Origin of the sequence: Glaciibacter kafniensis, from assembly GCF_039538945.1 — a bacterium.
GTDB lineage: Bacteria > Actinomycetota > Actinomycetes > Actinomycetales > Microbacteriaceae > Cryobacterium > Cryobacterium kafniensis.
This window is the reverse complement of record NZ_BAABCN010000005.1, coordinates 20,166-38,983: the sequence shown is the minus strand read 5'-3', so window position 1 is coordinate 38,983 and position 18,818 is coordinate 20,166. Positions and strand designations below refer to the sequence as shown.

Genomic DNA, 18,818 nt, shown 5'->3' with positions numbered 1-18,818 from the left:
AGGCATCCGCCGCGGCGGCCGACGCGGGCAGCGGCGCTGCGTTCGAAACGACATCCGTTGAACCTGTCACTGTCGCGGCCATGCCTAGTGCAGCTCGGTCGGCGCGTAGATCGCGGTGGCCAGTGAGGTCAGCACGGCGGCGATGCTCGGACCGAACGAGAGAATCTGGCCGTCGCTCATGTCGACGATGCGGCGATTCTGCCCGGCCGTGGTCTCGGCGACACCCGGCCTGGCGAGGAGGCCGTCGACGCCACCCGTCGATTCCAGGCCGTCGCTCATGAGCAAGAAGACGTCGGGGTTCGTCACGAGCAGCGACTCACTGTTGGCCGGTTTCGCTCCGGTAATGCCGGCCTCGGTGGCGACGTCGATGCCGCCGATCCCGGCGATCAGGCCGTCGGCGCCCATTCCCTTGCCGAAAACGAAGAACACTCCCGCGGTGCCGCGCACGTAGAGAAAGGCGATCCGCAGTCGGTCGGCCGGGTCCGCCGGCGCCATGGCCGCAATGGCCGTCATCGCGTCGTCAACCTCCTTCTCGATGCGGGTGGCCAGCTTCGCCCCCTCTGCGTCGAGGCCCAGCGCCGCAGCAACGGTCGTGACCTGACCCGAGATGAGGTCGATGGAGCGGTCGGGGCTGAAGAACAGCACCGGAACCCCTGAGGCGATCAGCTGCTGCTGGACCTCGGCGGGCCCGACCGTCGTGTCGGTCAAAACCAGGGTCGGCGCGAGCGACAGGATCGCCTCGCCGTTCAGATCGTGGCCGCTCTGGGTGACGATCGGGAGGTCTGCCATCGAGGAGAGGGTGTTCGACGCGCCACGCCCGATCAACGCATCGCCGAGGCCGAGGCCGACCACGGTTTCAGCCAGGGTGCCGTAGACGTCGAGCGCGATGATGCGGCTGACGTCGGTGATCGTGACGGATGCCCCGCTCTCGTCGGTCACGGTGACGGGGAGTTGGGGTTTCGCCTTCGTCGTGATCGGGATGACCTCGTCGACGTTGGCGGCGGTTGACGCGCCGTGGATCTCCCGCGGATCCTGCAGCGACTGGCCGGTCGGGGTCGATGTCGAGGCCGGCGTCTTCCCCTCAGCCGGGGAGACAGATGTAGGTGATGCGGCGCAACCGGTGAGCACCAGGATCGAACTGAGCACGAGCATCCCGACCGAAAGTGTGGGAGCGGTTCGTTTGCGGCGCACGGTGTTCGTCCTGTTCTGTACGGGGTGAAGCGGGGTGAAGCCTGCCGGTTAATCACGCCTGCCACGCACCGGCGATGTCGGTGCGTGGCGAGGCATTCTGCCCGCTCACCCGAAAGCGGGCGGGCAGAATGCTGTGACAGACGCTGGTGCTATTTGGTCGCTGCTGCGAGGCGGCGACGACGGGCAAGCACGAGCGATCCTGCACCGAGCACGAGCAGAAGCAGCGTTCCCGCGAGGGTTGCCGGGAGCGCGGCAACTCCGGTGCCGGCGAGCGACGACGCGGTCGACGTGTCGCAGTCGGTCTCGGCGCCGAGCGAGAAGTTGAAACTCACCGGGTCGAGCGCGGTGCCGGCCTCGTAGAAGCCAGCGAATGCACCGGCTCCGGCAGCCGTCAACGATGCTGCGGCATCCGTGACGTTCAGCGCGTTGCCCGAGACGGAGGCGCCGTCGAGCGACAGGGTGGCGAACTCGACGCTGCTGGCGGAGCTGGTCTTGCCGTCCATGTCGCTGGAATCGACATCCGCGATCAACACGGCGGAGTTCGACGAGCTGACCCGGATCGCAATGTTCGACAGCGTCAGGTTGAGCACTCCATCGTGGCCTTCGAAGTGCACGGAGCCCGAGTAGCGCACGAGTCCCTTGACCGCGGTCGGGTTGAACGAGCCGGAGCCGCCGGTCCAGCCGTAGCTGCGGCCCGAGTCGGTGACGCCGGACACCGAGACGGAGCCCTTGGCAATGCCGCCCACGATGTAGTTGCGGAAGCTGGACTTGACGCCCCAGTCGAGCGAGGCGCCACTGACCACGCGGGCCACGCAGATCTCCTGCGGGGTGGCGACGGTCACCGGCGTCTGGCTGGTGGCACCCGACTCAACGCCGGTGGCGATGATGGTGTGCTCGCCGACCGGAGCGCCGGCCGGAAGGGTCGTGGTGAAGCTGAAGCTACCGAGCGCGTCGGCCTGAACCGTTCCGAGAAGGATCGGGTCGGAGTGAAGCACGATCTCGATCAGTTCGTGCGGCTTGAAGCCACTGCCCGTGATGGTGATGGAGCCACCGGCAGCAACAGAATTCGCTGAGGGAACGAGCGGCATCGGCGAGTAGGTCGGCGTCGTCGGGGTGGTCGGCGTTGTGACCGGCGGGAGGGTCGGTCCGCTCGTCGTGGCGAAGCTGATCGGCGTGTACGTGTCGTTGCTGCGGTCGGCTGAGCCGTGAGCGGCAAAGGTGAACACGCCACACTCGACGACCGTGCAGTCAACCGCGGTGCCGTTGGAGGTGAAGGATGCCTTCACGCCGGACAGCACCTGCGCGAACGTTCCGTCTGAGTCGATCGCTTTGACCCACTTCACCGCGGTGAAGTAGTCGGCGTTCGTGAACCAGCTCGCGTCGTCGAGTGCAGACTTCGGGGCGACTCCGACGTAGATTCCACTGCCGCCGACGGTGAAGCCGGTGCCCGATGCTGTGACGGATGCGCCGGCCGGGTCGAGTCCGACCGAGGGTGCTGCGGTGACTGTTGCGCCTGTGGGCGTGGTCGGGTCGGTCGGGGTCGTCGGCGGGGTCGTCGGCGGGGTTGTCGGCGGGGTGACCGGCGGGGTTGTCGGCGGGGTCACTGCGGCCTTGAAGCTGATCGGCGTGTACGTGTCGTTGCTGCGGTCGGCCGAGCCGTGAGCGGCGAAGGTGAAGACGCCACACTCGATGACCGTGCAGTCGATCGCGGTTCCGTTGGAGGTGAAGGAGGCCGGAATGTCGGTCAAGTCCTGCGAGAACGAACCATCCGAGTGGATCGTTTTGACCCATTTCACCGCGGTGAAGTAGTCGGCATTCGTGAACCAGTTCGCGTCTTTCAGAGCGGACTTCGGACCGACTCCGACGTAGATACCGCTGCCACCGACGGTGAACTTGGTTCCGGATGCGGTCAAGGTCGCGCCGGCCGGGTCGAGGCCGGTGGACGGCTTTGCTTTCGCCGTGGCGACGGCAGGCGTCGTCGGGGTGGTCGGCGTCGGGGTCGGCTTGGGTGTGGTCGGCGGAGTCGTCGGGGTCGGGGTCGGGGTCGGCGTCGGGACTACAGCGGCGAATGCGATCTTCGTGTAGGTGTCCTGGCTGCGGTCGGCGGGAGGCGCCCCATGAACAGCCGAGAATGTGAAGACGCCACACTCAACGACCGTGCAGTCAACGGCAACGCCATTCGACAGGAATGCGGCCGCGAAAGGGGTCAATGCCTTCGAGAACGTCCCATCCGCTCCGACCGTGACTCGTGCCGCGGAGGCGAAGTAGCTAAAGGTGTTGAACCAGGTCGGATCATCCAGCACCGACTTCGGAGCGACGCCCGCGTAGATGGGGAGAGTCGGCGTGAAGCCGGTTCCGGAAAGCGTCGCCGTTGCGCTGGCCGGGTCAAGTCCGGTTGTCGGGCTCACAATGACCGACGCCACAGGGGCTGGCACATAGTCGATCGGTGTGATGGTGCTCTGCGTCGGGTCGAGTGCGGCCTGTCCATGCGCCTTCGCGGTGTAGACGGCGTACGAAACACCCTCCGCCTTCGCCGGAACCCGAAGCGTCAGTGAGAAGCTTCCGTCGGCTGCCATCTTCACCCGGGCATCCGTGTTCTCGACCGATGTCGAGACCCAGTACGATTTTTCATCGACGAGCACTGCGCTGTAGAAGTCCGCTGCACCGGAGGTGCCGACTCCCACATAGACCCCTGGGGCCCAGTCACCAGCGACGGCCGGCTTGAAGCCGGTTCCCGTGATTGTAACGTTTCCGCCCTCTGCGGGAGCCTGGGTGACGCTGATCGCCGGCCCGCTTGCAGCGAATGCGGGAACTGCACCCAGAACGCTGAGGCTCGCAGTAGCGAGCGCCACGGCAATGAGGCCGGCGAGACCGCGCCGGACGCGAGGTGGTTGTTGGCTCGTAGACAACACAAAGGCTCCTTCGAAAATGATGAGTGGCCGTACCATTTCCGGGAGGAAACACACAGGAAAAAGTTAGGCTCGACTTAATAAGGCATGCCTAACCTAACACACGCGGAGCGCCTACCCGGAGGCATCGCTCCGCCCTTCCCCCCGAACTGGGGGGTCGCTTTGAGTCCGCCCGATTATCGTTCCCTCACCCGGCTCGCAGCCGTATCCTAAGACGATGAATCCCGCGGCGAACGACTCCACTGTGCAGAGTTCCGCAGAAAATGGCGACTCTGCTGCAGCGATCGAGGTGCGACATGAGCCCGCGCTTGCTCGCTACACAATTTGGCGTGACGGCGAGATGGTCGGCCTCACCGATTACGAGATCAACGGCGCTGAGGTGCGATTCACCCACACCGAGGTCAACCCGGTCTATCGCCATGAAGGCTTGGCAAGCATCCTTGTCGAGTTCGCACTCGACGATGTGCGCGAACGCACGTGTCTGCGGGTCGTGGCCCAGTGCCCGTATGTGCGCCGGTGGATTAATGAGCACGCCGAATACCAAGACCTGTTGACGCGCGGGCGCTAGGTGGAGTCGCCCCCTCGGGGACTCTCATCCATCTCGCCATCCCGTTGGTCGAGCTTGCCGAGACCGCACACACCGGTCTCGACATCGGCGTTCACCGACGTTAGATGGCCGCCACCGCTGTACTCCACAGGCGAGTGGTCGAGAAGTTACTCACGGATGCGTGCAATCTCGGGTGTGCGTCTTCCCTTTTTTCTAGTCTTGAAGTATGCAGAATCTCACCGATCAGCTCCGGCAGGCCGCCGTCGCGTCCGCCGAGATCGGTGACGGAGCGGCCGGCTATGCGGCCCTCGGCGAAGCGGATCTGCTGGAGTCTCAGAAGCAGCTCGCACGGATCCGCCGGAACTACGACACGCATGCGGCGTGGGTGGCCGGGGAGATCGCCCGGCGTTCCTCTCGCGAGTTCGGTTTCTCCGGTCTCGCCCAACGCCACGGCTTCCTCACCCCGGAAGCGTTGATTCAGTCGGATACCGGGGGCACCCGGGCGGAGGCGGTGAAACTCGTCGCGGTCGGCACGCTGATGGTCGACACCGAGGCTGCCGAGGGCGCCGCAGAACGTCGCCAAGCCGACCCCGATGCGCCGCTTACCGAGCTGCCGGAGCTCGCCGCCCCCTGGCTCGCCGTCGTCGCCGGGGCGGTCCGCGCCGGCACCCTGTCGATCGATGCGGCGGAGGCGATCCGCAAGGGTCTCGGCGACATCGATCCGGGCGTGCCCGCCGAGAAGCTCGCCGCCGCCGCACAGTTCCTGCTCGAAGAGGCCGCCACCTTGAATGCGGACCAGCTGCTCCGCCGGGCCCGCCGGCTGCGCGACGAGCTCGACGCGGACGGCATCGCCCGGCGGGAGAAAACCCAACGCGACGCCCGCAGCTTCCGGATCTGGCGTCAGGACGACGGGATGTACCGGGTGTCTGCGTTGCTGCCGCCGGAGGACGGCCGCCTCGTCGAATTGATCGTCGACGGCGCCACCTCGCCGCGGCGGGGCGGCCCCCGGTTCGTGGATGCGGCGACGCAGGCCCGCGCCGTCGCGTTGCGCGATGACGAACGCACGACCGAGCAGATCGCCGCCGACGCGATCCTCGCCCTGTTGCAGCTGGGGGCGGAGGCGGACCCGAACACGGTGTTCTTCGGCCGCCGCCCGGCCGTGCGGATCCTCGTCACCGAACACGACCTTGCGCACACCGTCCCGAACCCGGCCCTCCAGAACCCGGCCGGTCAGGCACTCGCCGGTCAGAACCCAGCCGGAGCGTCAATTGCCGGCCTGGCTCCGGTCAGTCAGGCGCCGCCCGGACACGGGCAGATCGAGGGACACCCCGACCCAGTCTCGATGGACACCGTGAAACGACTCCTCTGTTCCGGATATACCGGCATCGAGTTCGACGACGACGGCCAATGCATCAACGTCGGACGCGACCAACGCCTCTTCACCCAACGACAACGCACCGGCCTCGCCGCCCGCGACGGCGGCTGCCGCTGGCCCGGCTGCGACCGACCCGCGTCCTGGTGTGAAGCACACCACATCGAACATTGGAAAGCCGACCACGGCAACACCGACGTAACCGACGGCATCCTGCTCTGCAAAGCCCACCACCTGCTACTCCACGACAACCACTGGCATGTGTTCCGCACCGGCGCCGACTACTGGCTCCTCCCACCCCTCGCGGTCGATGCCGACCAGATGCCGATCCCGATGCCGAGCAAGAGCCCGCTCATGCTCGAACGGTTCCCGCCGATGCAACCCCCGATGGAGCAACCGACGAAACTCACCGGCTGAACCTTCCGTTGGTTGAGCCTGTCGAGCTGTGGGGACTCTTTGCGCCCGGGTGGAATGCGGATATGCAGATCAGAGCTATTTACGACTTAAGGGCGATCTGCACATCCTGAGGAGACCCCACCCGGCCGACCTCAGACGCACGCACCAGCGAGCAGAGCGGCTCGACCAACGGTCCAGCGAGCAGAGCGGCTCGGCCAACGGTCCAGCGCGAGGCTAGAGATCGATGCGGATGCGTCCATCGTAGATGCCAAGATCGCGGTCGCCGGCGACCGGCGCAGGTGCAGGAAGACTGCTCTGCCTGTCGATTTCGATGGCTGCTTCGTGACGGCTCGGGGCGAAGACCTCATCACCGATGGTGAGGAGACTGCCACCGCCGCCCGCACGTGTGTTTTTGTTTGAGAGGTCGATCCAGCCGAGACGGTTCGCGAGGTATCCGAGCAGGATCACCCCGGCCACTCCGATCAGAAACCACCAGTTCATGCCTCAAGAGTAACAAGTCGGCCTGGTGAGAGGCGCGCGACGGCATTGACGGCGCCCGTCGAGTCAGTGCGAGTAGGAGTCGGCAAGCCGACGGAAGCCCTCATCGAGAGAAACGGCAGGCGTCCAGTGCAGGTCGGCGCGGGTCTGCCGCTGATCGAACCAGTGCGCCGTCGACAACTGCTCGGCCAGAAATCTCGTCATGGGCGGCTCGTCGGCACCGGGGCGGATGCGCCACACTGCTTCGATTGCGGAGCCGGCGGTTCTGGCCAACCCGGCCGGCACCCGCCAGTCCGGCGCGCGCACGCCGGCAGCCGCGCAGATGCCGGCCAGCAGTTCGGCCACCGGCCGCGGCTCGCCGTTGGTTATCACGTACGCCCGGCCATGCACGTGCTCTGCCCGTTCGAGGGCTGCGACGATTCCGGATGCCGCGTTGTCGATGTAGGTCGTGTCGATGAGCGCGGCGCCGTGGCCGAGCAGAGGGAGCCGGCCGGAGCGTGCCCGTTCGACGATGCGCGCGACGAGCTGGGTGTCCCCCGGGCCCCAGACCAGGTGCGGGCGTACGGCCACGACCCGGAGCCGCGGCGAGTCGGCGTCAAGTGCGAGCAGTTCGGCGTGCGCCTTCGTGCGGGCGTAGTCTCCTCTGGCCCGAGCGGGGTCGGCCGGCATCGCGGGCTCTCCGACGATGGAGGCACCGGCGTGCGCCACCGACGGCGATGACACGTAGACCAGGCGCCGGGCGCCGGCATCCGTTGCGGTCGATTCCGCCGCCGTCGTTCCTGCCGCCGCTTCGTTCAGCGCAGCGATCAACGCGCGCGTGCCACCGACGTTCACGGTGTCGAATTCGGCGGGGTCGCCGGCCAGTGACACCTTTGCGGCGAGGTGCACGACGGCGTCCATGCCGTCGACGGCGCGAGCGACCGCCTCCGGATCGGTCACCGAACCCAGCGAGTCGCTGGCCCCGAGCACACCGGATGGCCGCCGTTGGAACGTGCGCACCTCATGCCCGGCGGCCAGCGTCGCCGCGGCAACGGCCCGGCCGAGCAGGCCGCTGGCGCCGGTGACGAGCACTCTCACGGCCGCGCCATCCGTTTGCCCGAGAGGATCTCGGCGGCCCAGCGCGCGAGACGGGTGCGGTCGATTTTCGAGTTGTGACGGATGTCGGTGGGCAGCTTCGGCACCACGAGAACCGCAGCGACCGACTCACCGACCGCGGCACGAACGGCGGCCGCCAACTCGGGCGAGGCGAGGCTGACGCGGCGCGCGGCCGGCTCGGTTTCGACGATCGCGACCAGCTGTTGCACGCCGGCCGGGCCGACCCCGACGGCGGCCGCGCGCGCGACACCGGACACGGTTTCGATGCGCTGTTCCGGACCGACCGGGGTGAGCACGCAGCCGGCCGTTGTGATCACGTGCGGAAGGCGCCCCTCCACCCACAGCCGCCCTGAAGAGTCGAGGTGGCCGACGTCGCCGGTGCGATGCCAGCGCTGATCACTGGTCGTGCCGACTGCCGACGCGCGGTTGGTCAACCACAGCCGGTCATAGTGGTCCTTGATGTGCGGGGCGGAGATGACGATTTCCCCGGTCACGCCGGGCAGCTCGGCGGGCTCCCCGGTGGCAGAGCCGTGCTCGTCGAGCGCACTGATTCGCACCAGGGTCGTGGCGGCCGGCACTCCGACGCAGACGCCGCCCGCGGTGTTGCCGATGGTGTCGTCAACGGTGCCGCCCGCGGTGCCGCCCGCGGTGCCGCCCGGCCCTGCAGCAGCGCCGGATTCCGCGGCATCGCCGGATGCCGAACGCCCCGACGCCAGGCGGATTCCCTCAAGGGAGATATCCGTCAGGAGCAGACCCTCGGTCATCCCGTACGGCGTGTGCGCGGTCGCGCCAGGCATGAGCCGTGCCGCCGCGCTGAGCAGCCGCTCTGACACCGGTGCGCCGGCCGAGAGAAAGGTGCGCACGCCCTCGAGCGCGCGCCGATCCGCCGGGGTGAGCGCGTCGGAGGTGGCCACGACGTTCGTGATCGCGGCCGGCGAGAGAAAGACCACCGTCGCATCGACGGCGGAGACCGCAGCGGCGACGGCCGAAGCGGTGAGCGTCTTCGGGCTCGTCACGTCCATGTCGGGGGTCACCGAGCGGGCCCCGAGCGCCGGACCGAGCAGAGCGAACGGCGCAAACCCGGCGACCAAGCCGGTGCCGACGCCGACGCCGTACTGCGCGGCAAGCGCATCCCGCACGGCCGAGAGCTGCGCATGGGTGTAGACGACGCCCTTGGCCGGACCGGTCGATCCCGAGGTGAACAGGATGGCGGCGGTGTCGCCGGGCGACGGCGGCGGGGGCAGGACCTGGGCACCGTCGGCTTTTTCGAGTGTCTCCCGGCCGAGCATGGCGACATCCGCCAGCACGAACGAGATGCCGAGCGCTCGAGCGGCCGCGGTGGGAAGGCGCACTGTCGAGATCTTCTGACCCGGCCAGCCGAGGGCGCGAGCGGCGACAAGTCCGGGGAGAGCCCCGATGACATGGTCGGGGCGGGCGCCGCGCACGGCCCTGGTCAGGCCGCGCAGGCCGAGGCCGGCGTCGGCGACGACGACGATTGCGCCGATTTGCACGCAGGCATAGAGCACAGCGGTGAGGTCGGCTCCCGGCTGCACGAGCAGGGAGACCCGATCGCCCTTCTTCACGCCGATGCGGGCGAGGCCGGCGGCGATTTCGCGCACTCGCGTCGAGAGGAGTCGCCAGCTGACCACGCGCGGAATGGTGCCGGAGGAGGGCACCATCTCGATCAACGCGGTCTCATCGCTCTGGCTCAGCTCGTCGAGGTAGTGCCAGAGCGGGCGAAATTCGGTGTCGGATGTGGGCGCGGGCGCGGTCGCGGTCTCGGACTCGGACTCGGCAAGTGCGGTCTCGGACTCGGGTTCGGCAGGCGCGGTCTCGACAGGCTCGACCAACGGAAAATGGCGGTCGCCCAGCCAGGTGAGGGTGGCAGACGCGTAGTCGACGTCCTCGGCGAGGAGATGCCCCGCACCTTCGAAGCGGTGTACGTCGGCGTGCGGCATCCGATCGATGAGGTCGTCGAGGTAGCGGTCGCTGAAGATCGGGTCGCGCGGACCCCAGAGCATCAGCGCCGGCACGTCGAGGTGGCGGAGGCCCTCGGCGATCCGATCGAGTTCTGCGGCACTCTCATGCGCGGCGTCGACCGGAATGTCGGCGACGAACGCCCCGATGCCGCCTCGGCGGGCCGCCCCGCGGTAAGGCGCCCGATAGCCGCGTTTGACGTCGGCGGACAGCGACGGATGCGCCAGCGCCAGGGTCGTCTCGAGGAACGCCGGCGTGCCGACCGTCGCCGCACCGAGCACGCCCTGGCGGAGGGCCAGCCGCAGCGGAGCGGGGATCGGGGTGCCTTCCGGCTGGTGGATGGCCGTGTTCAGCAGCATGACGCCGGCGAGCAAATCGGGGTGGTCGACCGCCCAGCCCATCGACACGACACCGCCCCAGTCGTGGCCGAGGGTGACGACGGGGCCGTCGAGCCCGATCGCGGCAGTGAGGTCGGCGAGATCGCGCACCCGCTGCTCGAGGTTACGCGGCCGACCGGTGCGCTCGGAGAAGCCCATCTCCAATTGATCGACCGCGATCACGCGCCAGACGTCGCCGGCCGGAGCGGGGGCATCCGTGTGCGAGGGCGCAGCATCCGTTGTTGCCGTACCCGCGGCATCCGTCGCGGCAGCTGTCGACGCAGCCATCGTCGCAGCAGCCGTTGTCGCAGCAGAGACCAGGCGCCGCCAGAGATATGACCAGGTGGGGTTGCCGTGCACGCAGAGCACAGTGCCGACCGGCTGCACACCGAGCCGGCCGAGTTCGGCCGCGTTGTCGAGCACGTGCCAGCGTCGCGTGACACCCGTGTTCTGACCCGTCGAATCGCGCTCTGGCGCGTCGACCAGACGCGAGAAGGCCGGGTCCAGGCCCACAAGCCCGGCGGGCGGGAGGGAAGCCGGGGCGGATGCGGACGCGGAACGCGGCAGAGGGGAGGTCACCAGAGGATCTCCAGCATGGCGGTGTTGAGACCGGAACCGACGCCCATCAGGAGCACCCGGTCGCCCGGTTTCAGCGAGTCGGCTTCCGCGGCGAGCGTGATCGGGATCGACGCCGGGCCGACATTGCCGTACTTCGGGTAAGTGAGCGGCACCCTCGAACGTTCGATCCCGGTGGCCTTGAGAATCGAGTTGGTGTGCACATCGGAGACCTGGTGCAGGATGTAGCGGTGCATGTCTGACCAGTTCCAGTCGCGTTTCGCTTCGGTCCAGGCTGAGACGACGAGCTCCATCCCACCCTTGAGCAGCGCCTTGGCGTCGGTGAACATGCCGTCGACGCTACCGACGCAGAGGTCGTTGAACTGGGTGGCCGCGCGGCTGACACCACCGAGCAGTCGGTGCCCTGACGGATGCAGATCCGCCCTCCCGAGCACAGCGGCGGCCGCGCCGGAGCCCAGCGTCAGGCTGGCGAACTCGCTCATGAAGTCCTTGCGGCCAATCTCGGCCGTGCTGAGGCGATCGATCGTGTTGGTCTGGATCTCGTCTGCGTCTTCGCCATCGATGACGACCGCGTAGTCGATCTGCCCCGCGTCGATGAGCTGCCCGGCCAGAGTCATGCCATTGACAAAGCCGAGACAGGCGTTGGCGATGTCAAAGTTGTTGGCCGATGACGGTAGGCCGAGGCCGTGGTGAATGCGCACGGCCACCGACGGCTCGAGATGCTTGCGCGTTACAGAGGTGTTGATCAGCAGCCCGACCTGGCCTGGCTCTATGCCCGCAGCCTGGAGTGCGCGCAGACCGGCGGACACCGCTGCATCATCGAACTTCTGACCTTCGTCCCAGTTACGGCGCTCGTGCACACCGGCGACGCGCTGCAGCAGGCCTTTCGGCAGGCGCAGGCGTTTGAGGGCCGGCGCCAGGCGCTGGTCGATTTGCTCAGAGGTCGTGATTCGCGGCGCAATCGTACTCGCGACCGACAACAGGGCGACGTTCTGATACCTCGTCGTGGCATTTCCGTTCAACGGAGCTCCCTGTCGAATTGTGCGGACGGTGGAGTCGTCCCTCCGTAATTATCCTCCTCGCCGGGCTGGGAATTGCATCCACTCCTCATTCGCAACCCACCAGTGCGGCGCAATCGGCGAGAATTCTTCTACGGAACGCGGGTCAGCCACTCCTCTGTGGCGAATTTCTCCTCGACCAGGCGCTCGGCCTTGGCGTATTCCTCTGGCGTGATGTCGCCGGGAGTTGCCTGGTACAAGGTGGTGAAGGTCTGCAGCATCCGCTCGATGATCTCGGCCCGGCTGAGTCCGGTTTGACTGCGTAGCGGGTCGACGCGCTTGGCGGCGCTCGTGATTCCCTTGTCGCTCAGCTTTTCGCGCCCGATGCGCAGCACCTGGGCCATCACTTCGCCGTCCATGTCGTAGCTCATCGTGACGTGGTGCAGCACGGCGCCGCTGCCGAGTCGCTTCTGCGCGGCGCCGCCGATCTTGCCAGTGGGGCTCGTGATGTCGTTGAGCGGCTTGTAGCTCGCGTCGATGCCGAGCGATTTCAGCGCTTCGAGCACCCACTCGTCGAGAAAGGCGTAGCTGTCGGCGAAGCTCATGCCCTGCACGAGTTCGGCCGGCACGTAGAGCGAGTAGGTGATGACGGCGCCCTTCTCCATCATCATCGCGCCGCCGCCGGAGATGCGGCGCACGACGTCGAAGCCGTATTTCGCGGCGCCCTCTGGATCGACCTCGTTCTTCAGCGACTGGAAGCTGCCGATCACCACGGCCGATTCGTTCCACTCCCAGATGCGCAGGGTCGGCTTGCGGCGGCCCTCACCCACCTCGGCGGCGAGCACCTCGTCGAGCGCCAGGTGCATCCGCGGCGACACGGCCGGCGCATGCACGATCTCCCAGTCGTAGTCACCCCAGCTCGTCGCCTTCGACAGCGAGCGACGGATGGCGACGGCCACCGCCTCAGGGGAAAACCCGAGCAGGGTCGCGTTCTCGGGAAGCCCGGCCCGCACGGCGGCGGCGATGCTCGCGGCGTCGCTGTCGGCCGGCAACCCGTTCACCGCGTCGTTGATGTTCTCGAGTGCCTCGTCTGGTTCGAGAAAAAAGTCGCCGGCGAGCCGGAAGTTCGCGATCGTGGCGTCGACCACGTCGAGATCGACGACGACGAGTTTGCCGCCTGGAACTTTATATTCACCGTGCATGCAGCAAGCCTAATCGTCGCCCGGCTGCCGTTCCCCGTTCGCCGTCGTTCCCCTTCTCCGTTCCTTCCCCTTCTCAGCTCCTTCCCCTCTCAGCTCCTTCCCCTCTCAGCTCCTTCCCCTCTCAGCTCCTTCCCCTCTCAGCTCCTTCCCCTCTGGGCGCCGTTCCCCTCCCCATTCGACGGAGATTTTCGCATCCGGGGCCTGTTTGGGGCCAGGAAAGCCCGAATCGGGCAAAATCTCCGTCGAATGGGAGCAGATGATGGGCGACTGCGGGCCGGATGCGGGCGGAAGTCGCGTGGTCACGCGAGGAGGCGGCGCGCTCGGCTCGGTGAAGCGCGCCAAACCTGCGGTGTCAGTGCCGCCCGGCCACCACATCGGCCAGCGAGGCGATCGGTGAGGTCGATGTTCGACCCCGGTCTTCGGCCCGATCTGCCGCATGATAGGCGGCGTAGAGCCCCTTCACCGCGACCCAGCGCAACGGCTCGATCTCCCAATTGCGCACCTGGTGGTTGACCCAGGGCAGACGAGTCAGCGGGGTGTCAATGCCGAGAATCAGGTCGGTCAGGGTGCGCCCGGCGAGATTCGTCGCCGTCACCCCGGTGCCGACATAGCCGCCGGCCCAGGCAAGACCGGATGCCACGTCGAGGCCGACCGTCGCCGCCCAGTCCCGGGGCACCCCGAGCACACCCGACCAGGCGTGATCGATGGCCGCGCCCGTTGTGGCAGGAAAAAACCGGTTGAGCAGCGCACGCAGCGAGGTGACGGTGCTCTCGGGAGTCGCGCCGTCGCTGTCGACACCCGAGCCGAAACGGTAGGGAGCTCCACGCCCACCGAATGCGATCCGGTCATCATTCGTGCGCTGCGCGTACATGTAGACGTGAGCGAAGTCACCGAGCGTCTCGCGGCCCTCCCAGCCGATCGACTGCCAGACGGCGGCATCCAACGGCTCGGTCACGATGAGTGAAGAGTTCATCGGCAGCCATTTGCGGTGCAATCCGGCCAGGCCCGCCGTGAATCCCTCGGTCGCCCGCACGACGAATCGGGCCGACACCGTGCCGTGATCGGTGACCGCACGCTGGGCGGTGATCTCACTGACCCTGGTGCCCTCGTAGATCGTCACGCCCAGTTTCTCGACAACGTCGGCCAGGCCACGGGCGAGCTTGGCCGGTTGGATGCGCGCACAGTGCGGGTGGAACACCCCGCCACGTGTGCCGGCCACGTTCACCCGGTCGGCGGCCTCCCGTGCTGAGAGCACTTCCAGGTCGACCGCGTCGTCCCAACTCTGCTCCGACGCCGCGAAGCTCCGCATCCGGTTCAGCTGGGCAGCATTGTTCGCGACAGTGAGTTCGCCACCCTTGACGATGTCGGCGTCGATGCCTTCGGCGCCGGCGACCCTGATGACCTCGTCGACGGTGTCGGTCATCGCGCGCTGCATGGCAGCGGCAGCGACGCGGCCATGCGATTTCACATATTGCTCGCGCCCGCCGGTGATCGCGTTGGTCAGCCATCCGCCGTTCCGGCCCGATGCCCCGTAGCCCGCGAACCGCGCTTCGACGATCACAACGCGCAGTAGCGGAGCCGCCTTCTTGAGGTAGTAGGCCGTCCAGAGGCCGGTGTAGCCGGCGCCGACGATGCAGACGTCGGCCTCAATATCACCCAAAAGTGCGGGCCTCTGGGCCGGAAGCCCTGTCGCGTCGTACCAGAAAGAGACGCGGCCGGTCGTCGTTGTCACGGATGCTCCTAGTTTCGTTTCGCGCGTCGTCGCGCTGAGGCTGGTGCCGGGTCAGAACTGTGGCGAAAGGCTCGTCCGTTGCCCGTGCGGGGTCACACATCGATCTTCACCGGTGCACCGAAGGTCGATCTGCGACCCCTCAGCGGGGCTCGGGAGTCTCGGGCGCGGAGCCGGACGCAGATTTGGCAGGCGCGGAAGCAGGCGCGGAAGCGGGTGCGGAAGCGGGCGTCGCAGCAGGCGTCGATTCGGCAGCCGGTGCAGATTCAGACGCGGGTGCGGCCGACCTCGCCGGAAAACGCTCGTCCAGCCACTCCACCAGGTCGCTTGTCACCTCGGCACGATTCGTCTCGTTGTAGATCTCGTGCCGGGCTCCCGGGTAGACGATCAATTTGATGTCGCGCAGCCCGGAGTGACCCGCATACGCCTGCACCAGGCGCAGGGCGCTCTTCTCTCCGCCGACGGTGTCATCGCTGCCGACCTGCACGAGCAGCGGCAGGTGTTCGGGCAGGTTTTTCGCCGGGCGCCCGAAGAGGCGCAAGCCATCGCGGATTCCGAAAAGCTTCGCAATCGGAGTCAGCGTGGTCAGCGGGTCGGCGACGAACGCTTCGGCGACAGCGGGGTCACGGCTCAGCCACTCCGCCCCGGTCGTTCCGAGATGTTTGTGCTTGCGGTTGAGGTCGCCCGTGTCGAGCGACCCTGGCCACCGATACGCCGTGCCAGACAGCACGACCGCGTCGTACTCGGCCGCATGCTCGTTGACGATCATCTGCGCCATGAACGAACCCCAGCTGTGCCCGAACAGCACGAGCGGCAGGCCCGGGTTCTCGGCCCTGATGATTCCGCTGAACTGGTGAACCGCAGCGACTGCGGCCCGCAGGCCGCCGGGGCCGAGCTTGCCCATCAGCTCCCGGTTTCCGCTGTGCTGTTTGAAGCCGGTCTGCCCGTGCCCGCGGTGGTCGTCTGCATAGACCGTGTAACCGGCGGCGTTCAGGGCCGTGGCGAGCTCGACATAGCGCTGGGCATGCTCACCGACGCCGTGCGCAACCTGCACGACCGCCCGCGGCGCGGCAACCGGCCAGACGTAATAGGTGATCTCAATCCCATGGGCGTCAGTAAATGTGGGCACGCTGCCATTCTGCACCTCAGCTACTCGAACTCAGCGAAAGGCGGCGGCGCTTCCGCCGGTCGCCCTGCCCCCGAGTGTCGCGCTGAGCCCCCGCGAACTGTGGCGAATCACCATTTTCCCGCCCTGGAATGGTGATTTGCCACAGTTCGGCGGCCGAAGCGCGGCCCGTGTCGGGAACGGGTTGCGTTCTTGGAGTCGGTCGATGGCCGTCTCGACATGCTCGGCGGTCTCGACAGGCTCGGCGGTCTCGACATGCTCGGCGGTCTCGACATGCTCGACCAACGGAACCCATCGCCCACCGCCCCGTCAGCAGAAACCGTCCCGATTGCGCAACTGTCGCACCAGACCGCACCGATTGTGCGGCATCCGCCACAACCTGCGGTTTTCGCTGACACGGCGGATGCGATGGGCGAAGCGGATGCGCCGGGCGAAGCGCATGCGCCGGGCGAAGCGCATGCGACGGGCGAAGCGGATGCGACGGACGAAGCGGATGTACCGGACAAAGCGGATGCACCGGCGAGAGTGGCCGCGAGGGCAACGACCATTCCGTTGAACGAGGAGCATCCGACGAGGGAGGCCGCGTCTACGAGACGGATGGCGGCCATTCCGGGCCGCCGTTGTGTCTGGGCGCGGGGTATCCCCGCTGGCGCGGGCTCTATCGCGCGCCAGCCGGGATACCCCGCGCCCAGATGAAATTGGGGGCCATGTATCCAGGAGACGCGCGCTCGAATCTCGACAAGCGACCCAGCGCCGAAAGAGCGCGCCGTGGTCAGGGAAACGTCTGTTTCCGTAGTGGCTCGATCACCGAGCGCGCTCCTCAATAAGCGAGATGAGCAACTCGGGTATTGCTTAGCAAAGCTAATTTGTTATGCTAACTAGTTATGAGCACATCTCCGCAGCCGAACGAGCAGCCCACAGGGCTGCCTGCCGCGCTGCCTGCCGCGCTGCCCGCCGCGCTGCCCGCACTGCCCGCACTGCCGCACGACAGCATTGCCGAGCTGAGTCACGACTTTCGACTGGCCAACTCCCGGCTGACCCGGCGGCTGCGTCAGCAGCGCGCCGACGACGAGCTGACTGCCGGCCAGTTTTCGGCGCTCTGCAGCGTTTACTCCTCAGGGCCGCTGACGCTGAGCGAGCTCAGCGAGCATGAACGCGTCACCCCGCCATCGATGAACCGCACGGTCAATGCGCTCGTGGCGGCCCAGCTGGTCAAGCGCGAAAACGCCGCGGATGACGGCCGCAAAGTCATACTCACCGCGAGCGAGGCGGGCGGCGCCCTCGTGCAGGAGACCCGCGAGCGCCGCGACGCGTGGATTGCCCAACGCGTGATGAAGCTCTCGCCTGAGCAACAACAGGTGCTGGCTGAAGCAACCCTGATCATGAAGGAGCTCGCCGAGAATTGAGTGCCATGTTCCGCTCACTGAGCGGCGTCAACTACCGAATCTGGTTCAGCGGAGCGCTGGTCTCCAACATCGGAACCTGGATGCAGCGCACCGCCCAGGACTGGATCGTTCTGACCCAGTTGACGAACCACAACGCCGCAGCCGTCGGCGTCGTGATGGCCCTGCAATTCGGTCCGCAGCTTCTGCTGATGCCGTGGAGTGGGCTGATCGCCGACCGGTTCGACCGGCGCAAGCTGCTCATCCTGACGCAGTCGCTGATGGGGGCGCTCGCGCTCGGGCTCGGCATCATCACCGTGTTCGGCGTCGTCGAACTCTGGCAGGTATACCTCTTCGCCCTCGGACTCGGCGTGGTCTCGGCCATCGACGCACCGGCCCGCCAGACCTTCGTCGGTGAACTCGTCACCAACGACAACATGTCGAACGCCGTCGCGCTCAACTCGGCGTCGTTCAACGGCGCCCGCCTGATCGGACCTGCCGTCGCCGGCGTACTGACCGCCGCCGTCGGCGCCGGCTGGGTGTTCATGATCAATGCCGTGACGTTCGCCTTCACCGTGCTCGCCATGTTCTTGCTGCGCAAGTCGCTGCTGCGACCGCAGGCCCGCGCCTCGCGCGAACGTGGGCAGTTGATGGCCGGCTTCCGTTACGTGAAGAGTCGGCCCGACATCATCGTCGTGCTCGTCGTGGTCTTTCTCGTCGGAACCTTCGGCTTCAATTTCGCCATCTTCACCTCGACAATGACCACCGTCACGTTCGGTCTCGGGGCGAGTGAGTTCGGATTCCTCAGCTCGATCATGGCGATCGGATCCGTCGCGGGAGCGTTGATGGCCGCCCGACGAGCCGAGGCCCGTCTCCGTCTCGTTCTGATCGGCGCCGCCGCATTCGGCGTGTTCTGCGCGGTCGCGGCCTTCATGCCGAGCTACAACCTGTTCGCCGCCTCCCTGGTCTTCGTCGGGTTCTCCTCACTCACACTGATGACCACGGCCAACGCCTACGTGCAAACGACGACCGAACCCGCCATGCGCGGACGCGTGATGGCGCTGTACATGGCGATCTTCGCGGGCGGCACCCCGCTCGGCGCCCCCCTCGTCGGGTGGGTTGCCGACCAGTTCGGTCCGCGCTGGGCGGTCGGCGTCGCCGCGGCATCCGGAATTCTCGCCGCCATCGCCATCCTGATCTGGATGTTCAAATATCGCGATATGAGGGTGCGCCTGCGCCTGCGCGGCAACCAGCGCGCCCGGGTGCGCTACGCCGGCGACGGGCTTCCGGCGACGGCCGCGGTCAGCGTCATCGAAGCGGATGCCGACGAGGCGGACACCGACGAGGCCATCCTCCGCGAAGACGTCGAGACTGCCACGCGCGAGATCGCAGTGGTCGAGGCGACAACCCCTCGCTGACCCTTTGCCACCCCGTGAGGTGCCA

Annotated in this window: 14 protein-coding genes; 5 read left to right on the top strand and 9 right to left on the bottom strand. The window is 67.2% G+C overall.

From position 1 onward, the window contains the following. Nucleotides 1–84 precede the first annotated feature (84 nt). Nucleotides 85–1,191 carry a heme/hemin ABC transporter substrate-binding protein gene (locus tag ABD791_RS11050; protein ID WP_345066264.1) on the bottom strand — a complete coding sequence of 369 codons (1,107 nt, stop codon included), beginning with the start codon at nucleotides 1,189–1,191 and terminating at the stop codon, nucleotides 85–87. A 149-nt stretch (nucleotides 1,192–1,340) separates the two neighbouring features. Next, the gene (locus ABD791_RS11045) at nucleotides 1,341–4,100 is read right to left on the bottom strand and encodes an HtaA domain-containing protein (RefSeq protein WP_345066261.1); all 2,760 of its coding nucleotides are present in this window, start codon (nucleotides 4,098–4,100) and stop codon (nucleotides 1,341–1,343) included. A 217-nt stretch (nucleotides 4,101–4,317) separates the two neighbouring features. Here ABD791_RS11045 and ABD791_RS11040 point away from each other — a divergent pair, with 217 nt between their 5' ends. Next, entirely contained in the window at nucleotides 4,318–4,668 is a 351-nt protein-coding gene (locus tag ABD791_RS11040; RefSeq protein ID WP_345066258.1) for a GNAT family N-acetyltransferase, read from the top strand. A 205-nt stretch (nucleotides 4,669–4,873) separates the two neighbouring features. Further along, nucleotides 4,874–6,436, top strand: coding sequence for an HNH endonuclease signature motif containing protein (locus tag ABD791_RS11035; protein WP_345066255.1), 1,563 nt, complete (start codon nucleotides 4,874–4,876; stop codon nucleotides 6,434–6,436). Nucleotides 6,437–6,649: 213 nt separating this feature from the next. Here the strand turns inward: ABD791_RS11035 and ABD791_RS11030 are convergent, their stop codons facing one another. The 7 genes from ABD791_RS11030 to ABD791_RS11000 form a co-directional block, all read right to left on the bottom strand. Continuing rightward, nucleotides 6,650–6,916 carry a hypothetical protein gene (locus ABD791_RS11030; protein ID WP_345066252.1) on the bottom strand — a complete coding sequence of 89 codons (267 nt, stop codon included), beginning with the start codon at nucleotides 6,914–6,916 and terminating at the stop codon, nucleotides 6,650–6,652. Nucleotides 6,917–6,979: 63 nt separating this feature from the next. Next, on the bottom strand, nucleotides 6,980–7,990 hold the full coding sequence (locus ABD791_RS11025) for an NAD-dependent epimerase/dehydratase family protein (RefSeq protein ID WP_345066249.1): 1,011 nt from the start codon (nucleotides 7,988–7,990) through the stop codon (nucleotides 6,980–6,982). After that, the gene (locus ABD791_RS11020; RefSeq protein WP_345066246.1) at nucleotides 7,987–10,941 is read right to left on the bottom strand and encodes an alpha/beta fold hydrolase; all 2,955 of its coding nucleotides are present in this window, start codon (nucleotides 10,939–10,941) and stop codon (nucleotides 7,987–7,989) included. The genes ABD791_RS11025 and ABD791_RS11020 overlap by 4 nt, the downstream gene beginning before the upstream one ends. Further along, nucleotides 10,938–11,960 carry a 3-oxoacyl-ACP synthase III gene (locus tag ABD791_RS11015; protein WP_345066243.1) on the bottom strand — a complete coding sequence of 341 codons (1,023 nt, stop codon included), beginning with the start codon at nucleotides 11,958–11,960 and terminating at the stop codon, nucleotides 10,938–10,940. Before ABD791_RS11015 ends, ABD791_RS11020 begins: the two co-directional genes overlap by 4 nt. A 128-nt stretch (nucleotides 11,961–12,088) precedes the next feature. Further along, complete coding sequence (lplAB, locus tag ABD791_RS11010) at nucleotides 12,089–13,138, bottom strand: lipoate-protein ligase LplAB (RefSeq protein ID WP_345066241.1); 1,050 nt, start codon at nucleotides 13,136–13,138, stop codon at nucleotides 12,089–12,091. 352 nt (nucleotides 13,139–13,490) lie between these two features. Next, nucleotides 13,491–14,870 (bottom strand): NAD(P)/FAD-dependent oxidoreductase, encoded by a 1,380-nt coding sequence (locus tag ABD791_RS11005; protein ID WP_345066238.1) that lies wholly within the window; start codon nucleotides 14,868–14,870, stop codon nucleotides 13,491–13,493. A gap of 139 nt (nucleotides 14,871–15,009) precedes the next feature. Further along, nucleotides 15,010–15,996 carry an alpha/beta fold hydrolase gene (locus ABD791_RS11000; RefSeq protein WP_345066235.1) on the bottom strand — a complete coding sequence of 329 codons (987 nt, stop codon included), beginning with the start codon at nucleotides 15,994–15,996 and terminating at the stop codon, nucleotides 15,010–15,012. 189 nt (nucleotides 15,997–16,185) lie between these two features. Here ABD791_RS11000 and ABD791_RS10995 point away from each other — a divergent pair, with 189 nt between their 5' ends. The 3 genes from ABD791_RS10995 (at nucleotide 16,186) to ABD791_RS10985 (ending at nucleotide 18,793) form a co-directional block, all read left to right on the top strand. Further along, on the top strand, nucleotides 16,186–16,689 hold the full coding sequence (locus tag ABD791_RS10995; RefSeq protein ID WP_345066232.1) for a hypothetical protein: 504 nt from the start codon (nucleotides 16,186–16,188) through the stop codon (nucleotides 16,687–16,689). 188 nt (nucleotides 16,690–16,877) lie between these two features. Then, a complete protein-coding gene (locus ABD791_RS10990; protein WP_345066229.1) occupies nucleotides 16,878–17,399 on the top strand; it encodes a MarR family winged helix-turn-helix transcriptional regulator in 522 nt (173 codons plus the stop codon). A gap of 5 nt (nucleotides 17,400–17,404) precedes the next feature. Next, nucleotides 17,405–18,793, top strand: a complete 1,389-nt coding sequence (locus ABD791_RS10985; RefSeq protein ID WP_345066226.1) for an MFS transporter — start codon at nucleotides 17,405–17,407, stop codon at nucleotides 18,791–18,793. Nucleotides 18,794–18,818: the final 25 nt, after the last annotated feature.

Bases quoted from the DNA above. Each gene is read 5' to 3' on its own strand.
- ABD791_RS11040 (WP_345066258.1), top strand. From the start codon at position 4,318: ATGAATCCCGCGGCGAACGACTCCACTGTGCAGAGTTCCGCAGAAAAT.
- ABD791_RS11035 (WP_345066255.1), top strand. From the start codon at position 4,874: ATGCAGAATCTCACCGATCAGCTCCGGCAGGCCGCCGTCGCGTCCGCC.
- ABD791_RS11030 (WP_345066252.1), bottom strand. From the start codon at position 6,916: ATGAACTGGTGGTTTCTGATCGGAGTGGCCGGGGTGATCCTGCTCGGA.
- lplAB (WP_345066241.1), bottom strand. From the start codon at position 13,138: ATGCACGGTGAATATAAAGTTCCAGGCGGCAAACTCGTCGTCGTCGAT.
- ABD791_RS10990 (WP_345066229.1), top strand. From the start codon at position 16,878: ATGAGCACATCTCCGCAGCCGAACGAGCAGCCCACAGGGCTGCCTGCC.
- ABD791_RS10985 (WP_345066226.1), top strand. From the start codon at position 17,405: ATGTTCCGCTCACTGAGCGGCGTCAACTACCGAATCTGGTTCAGCGGA.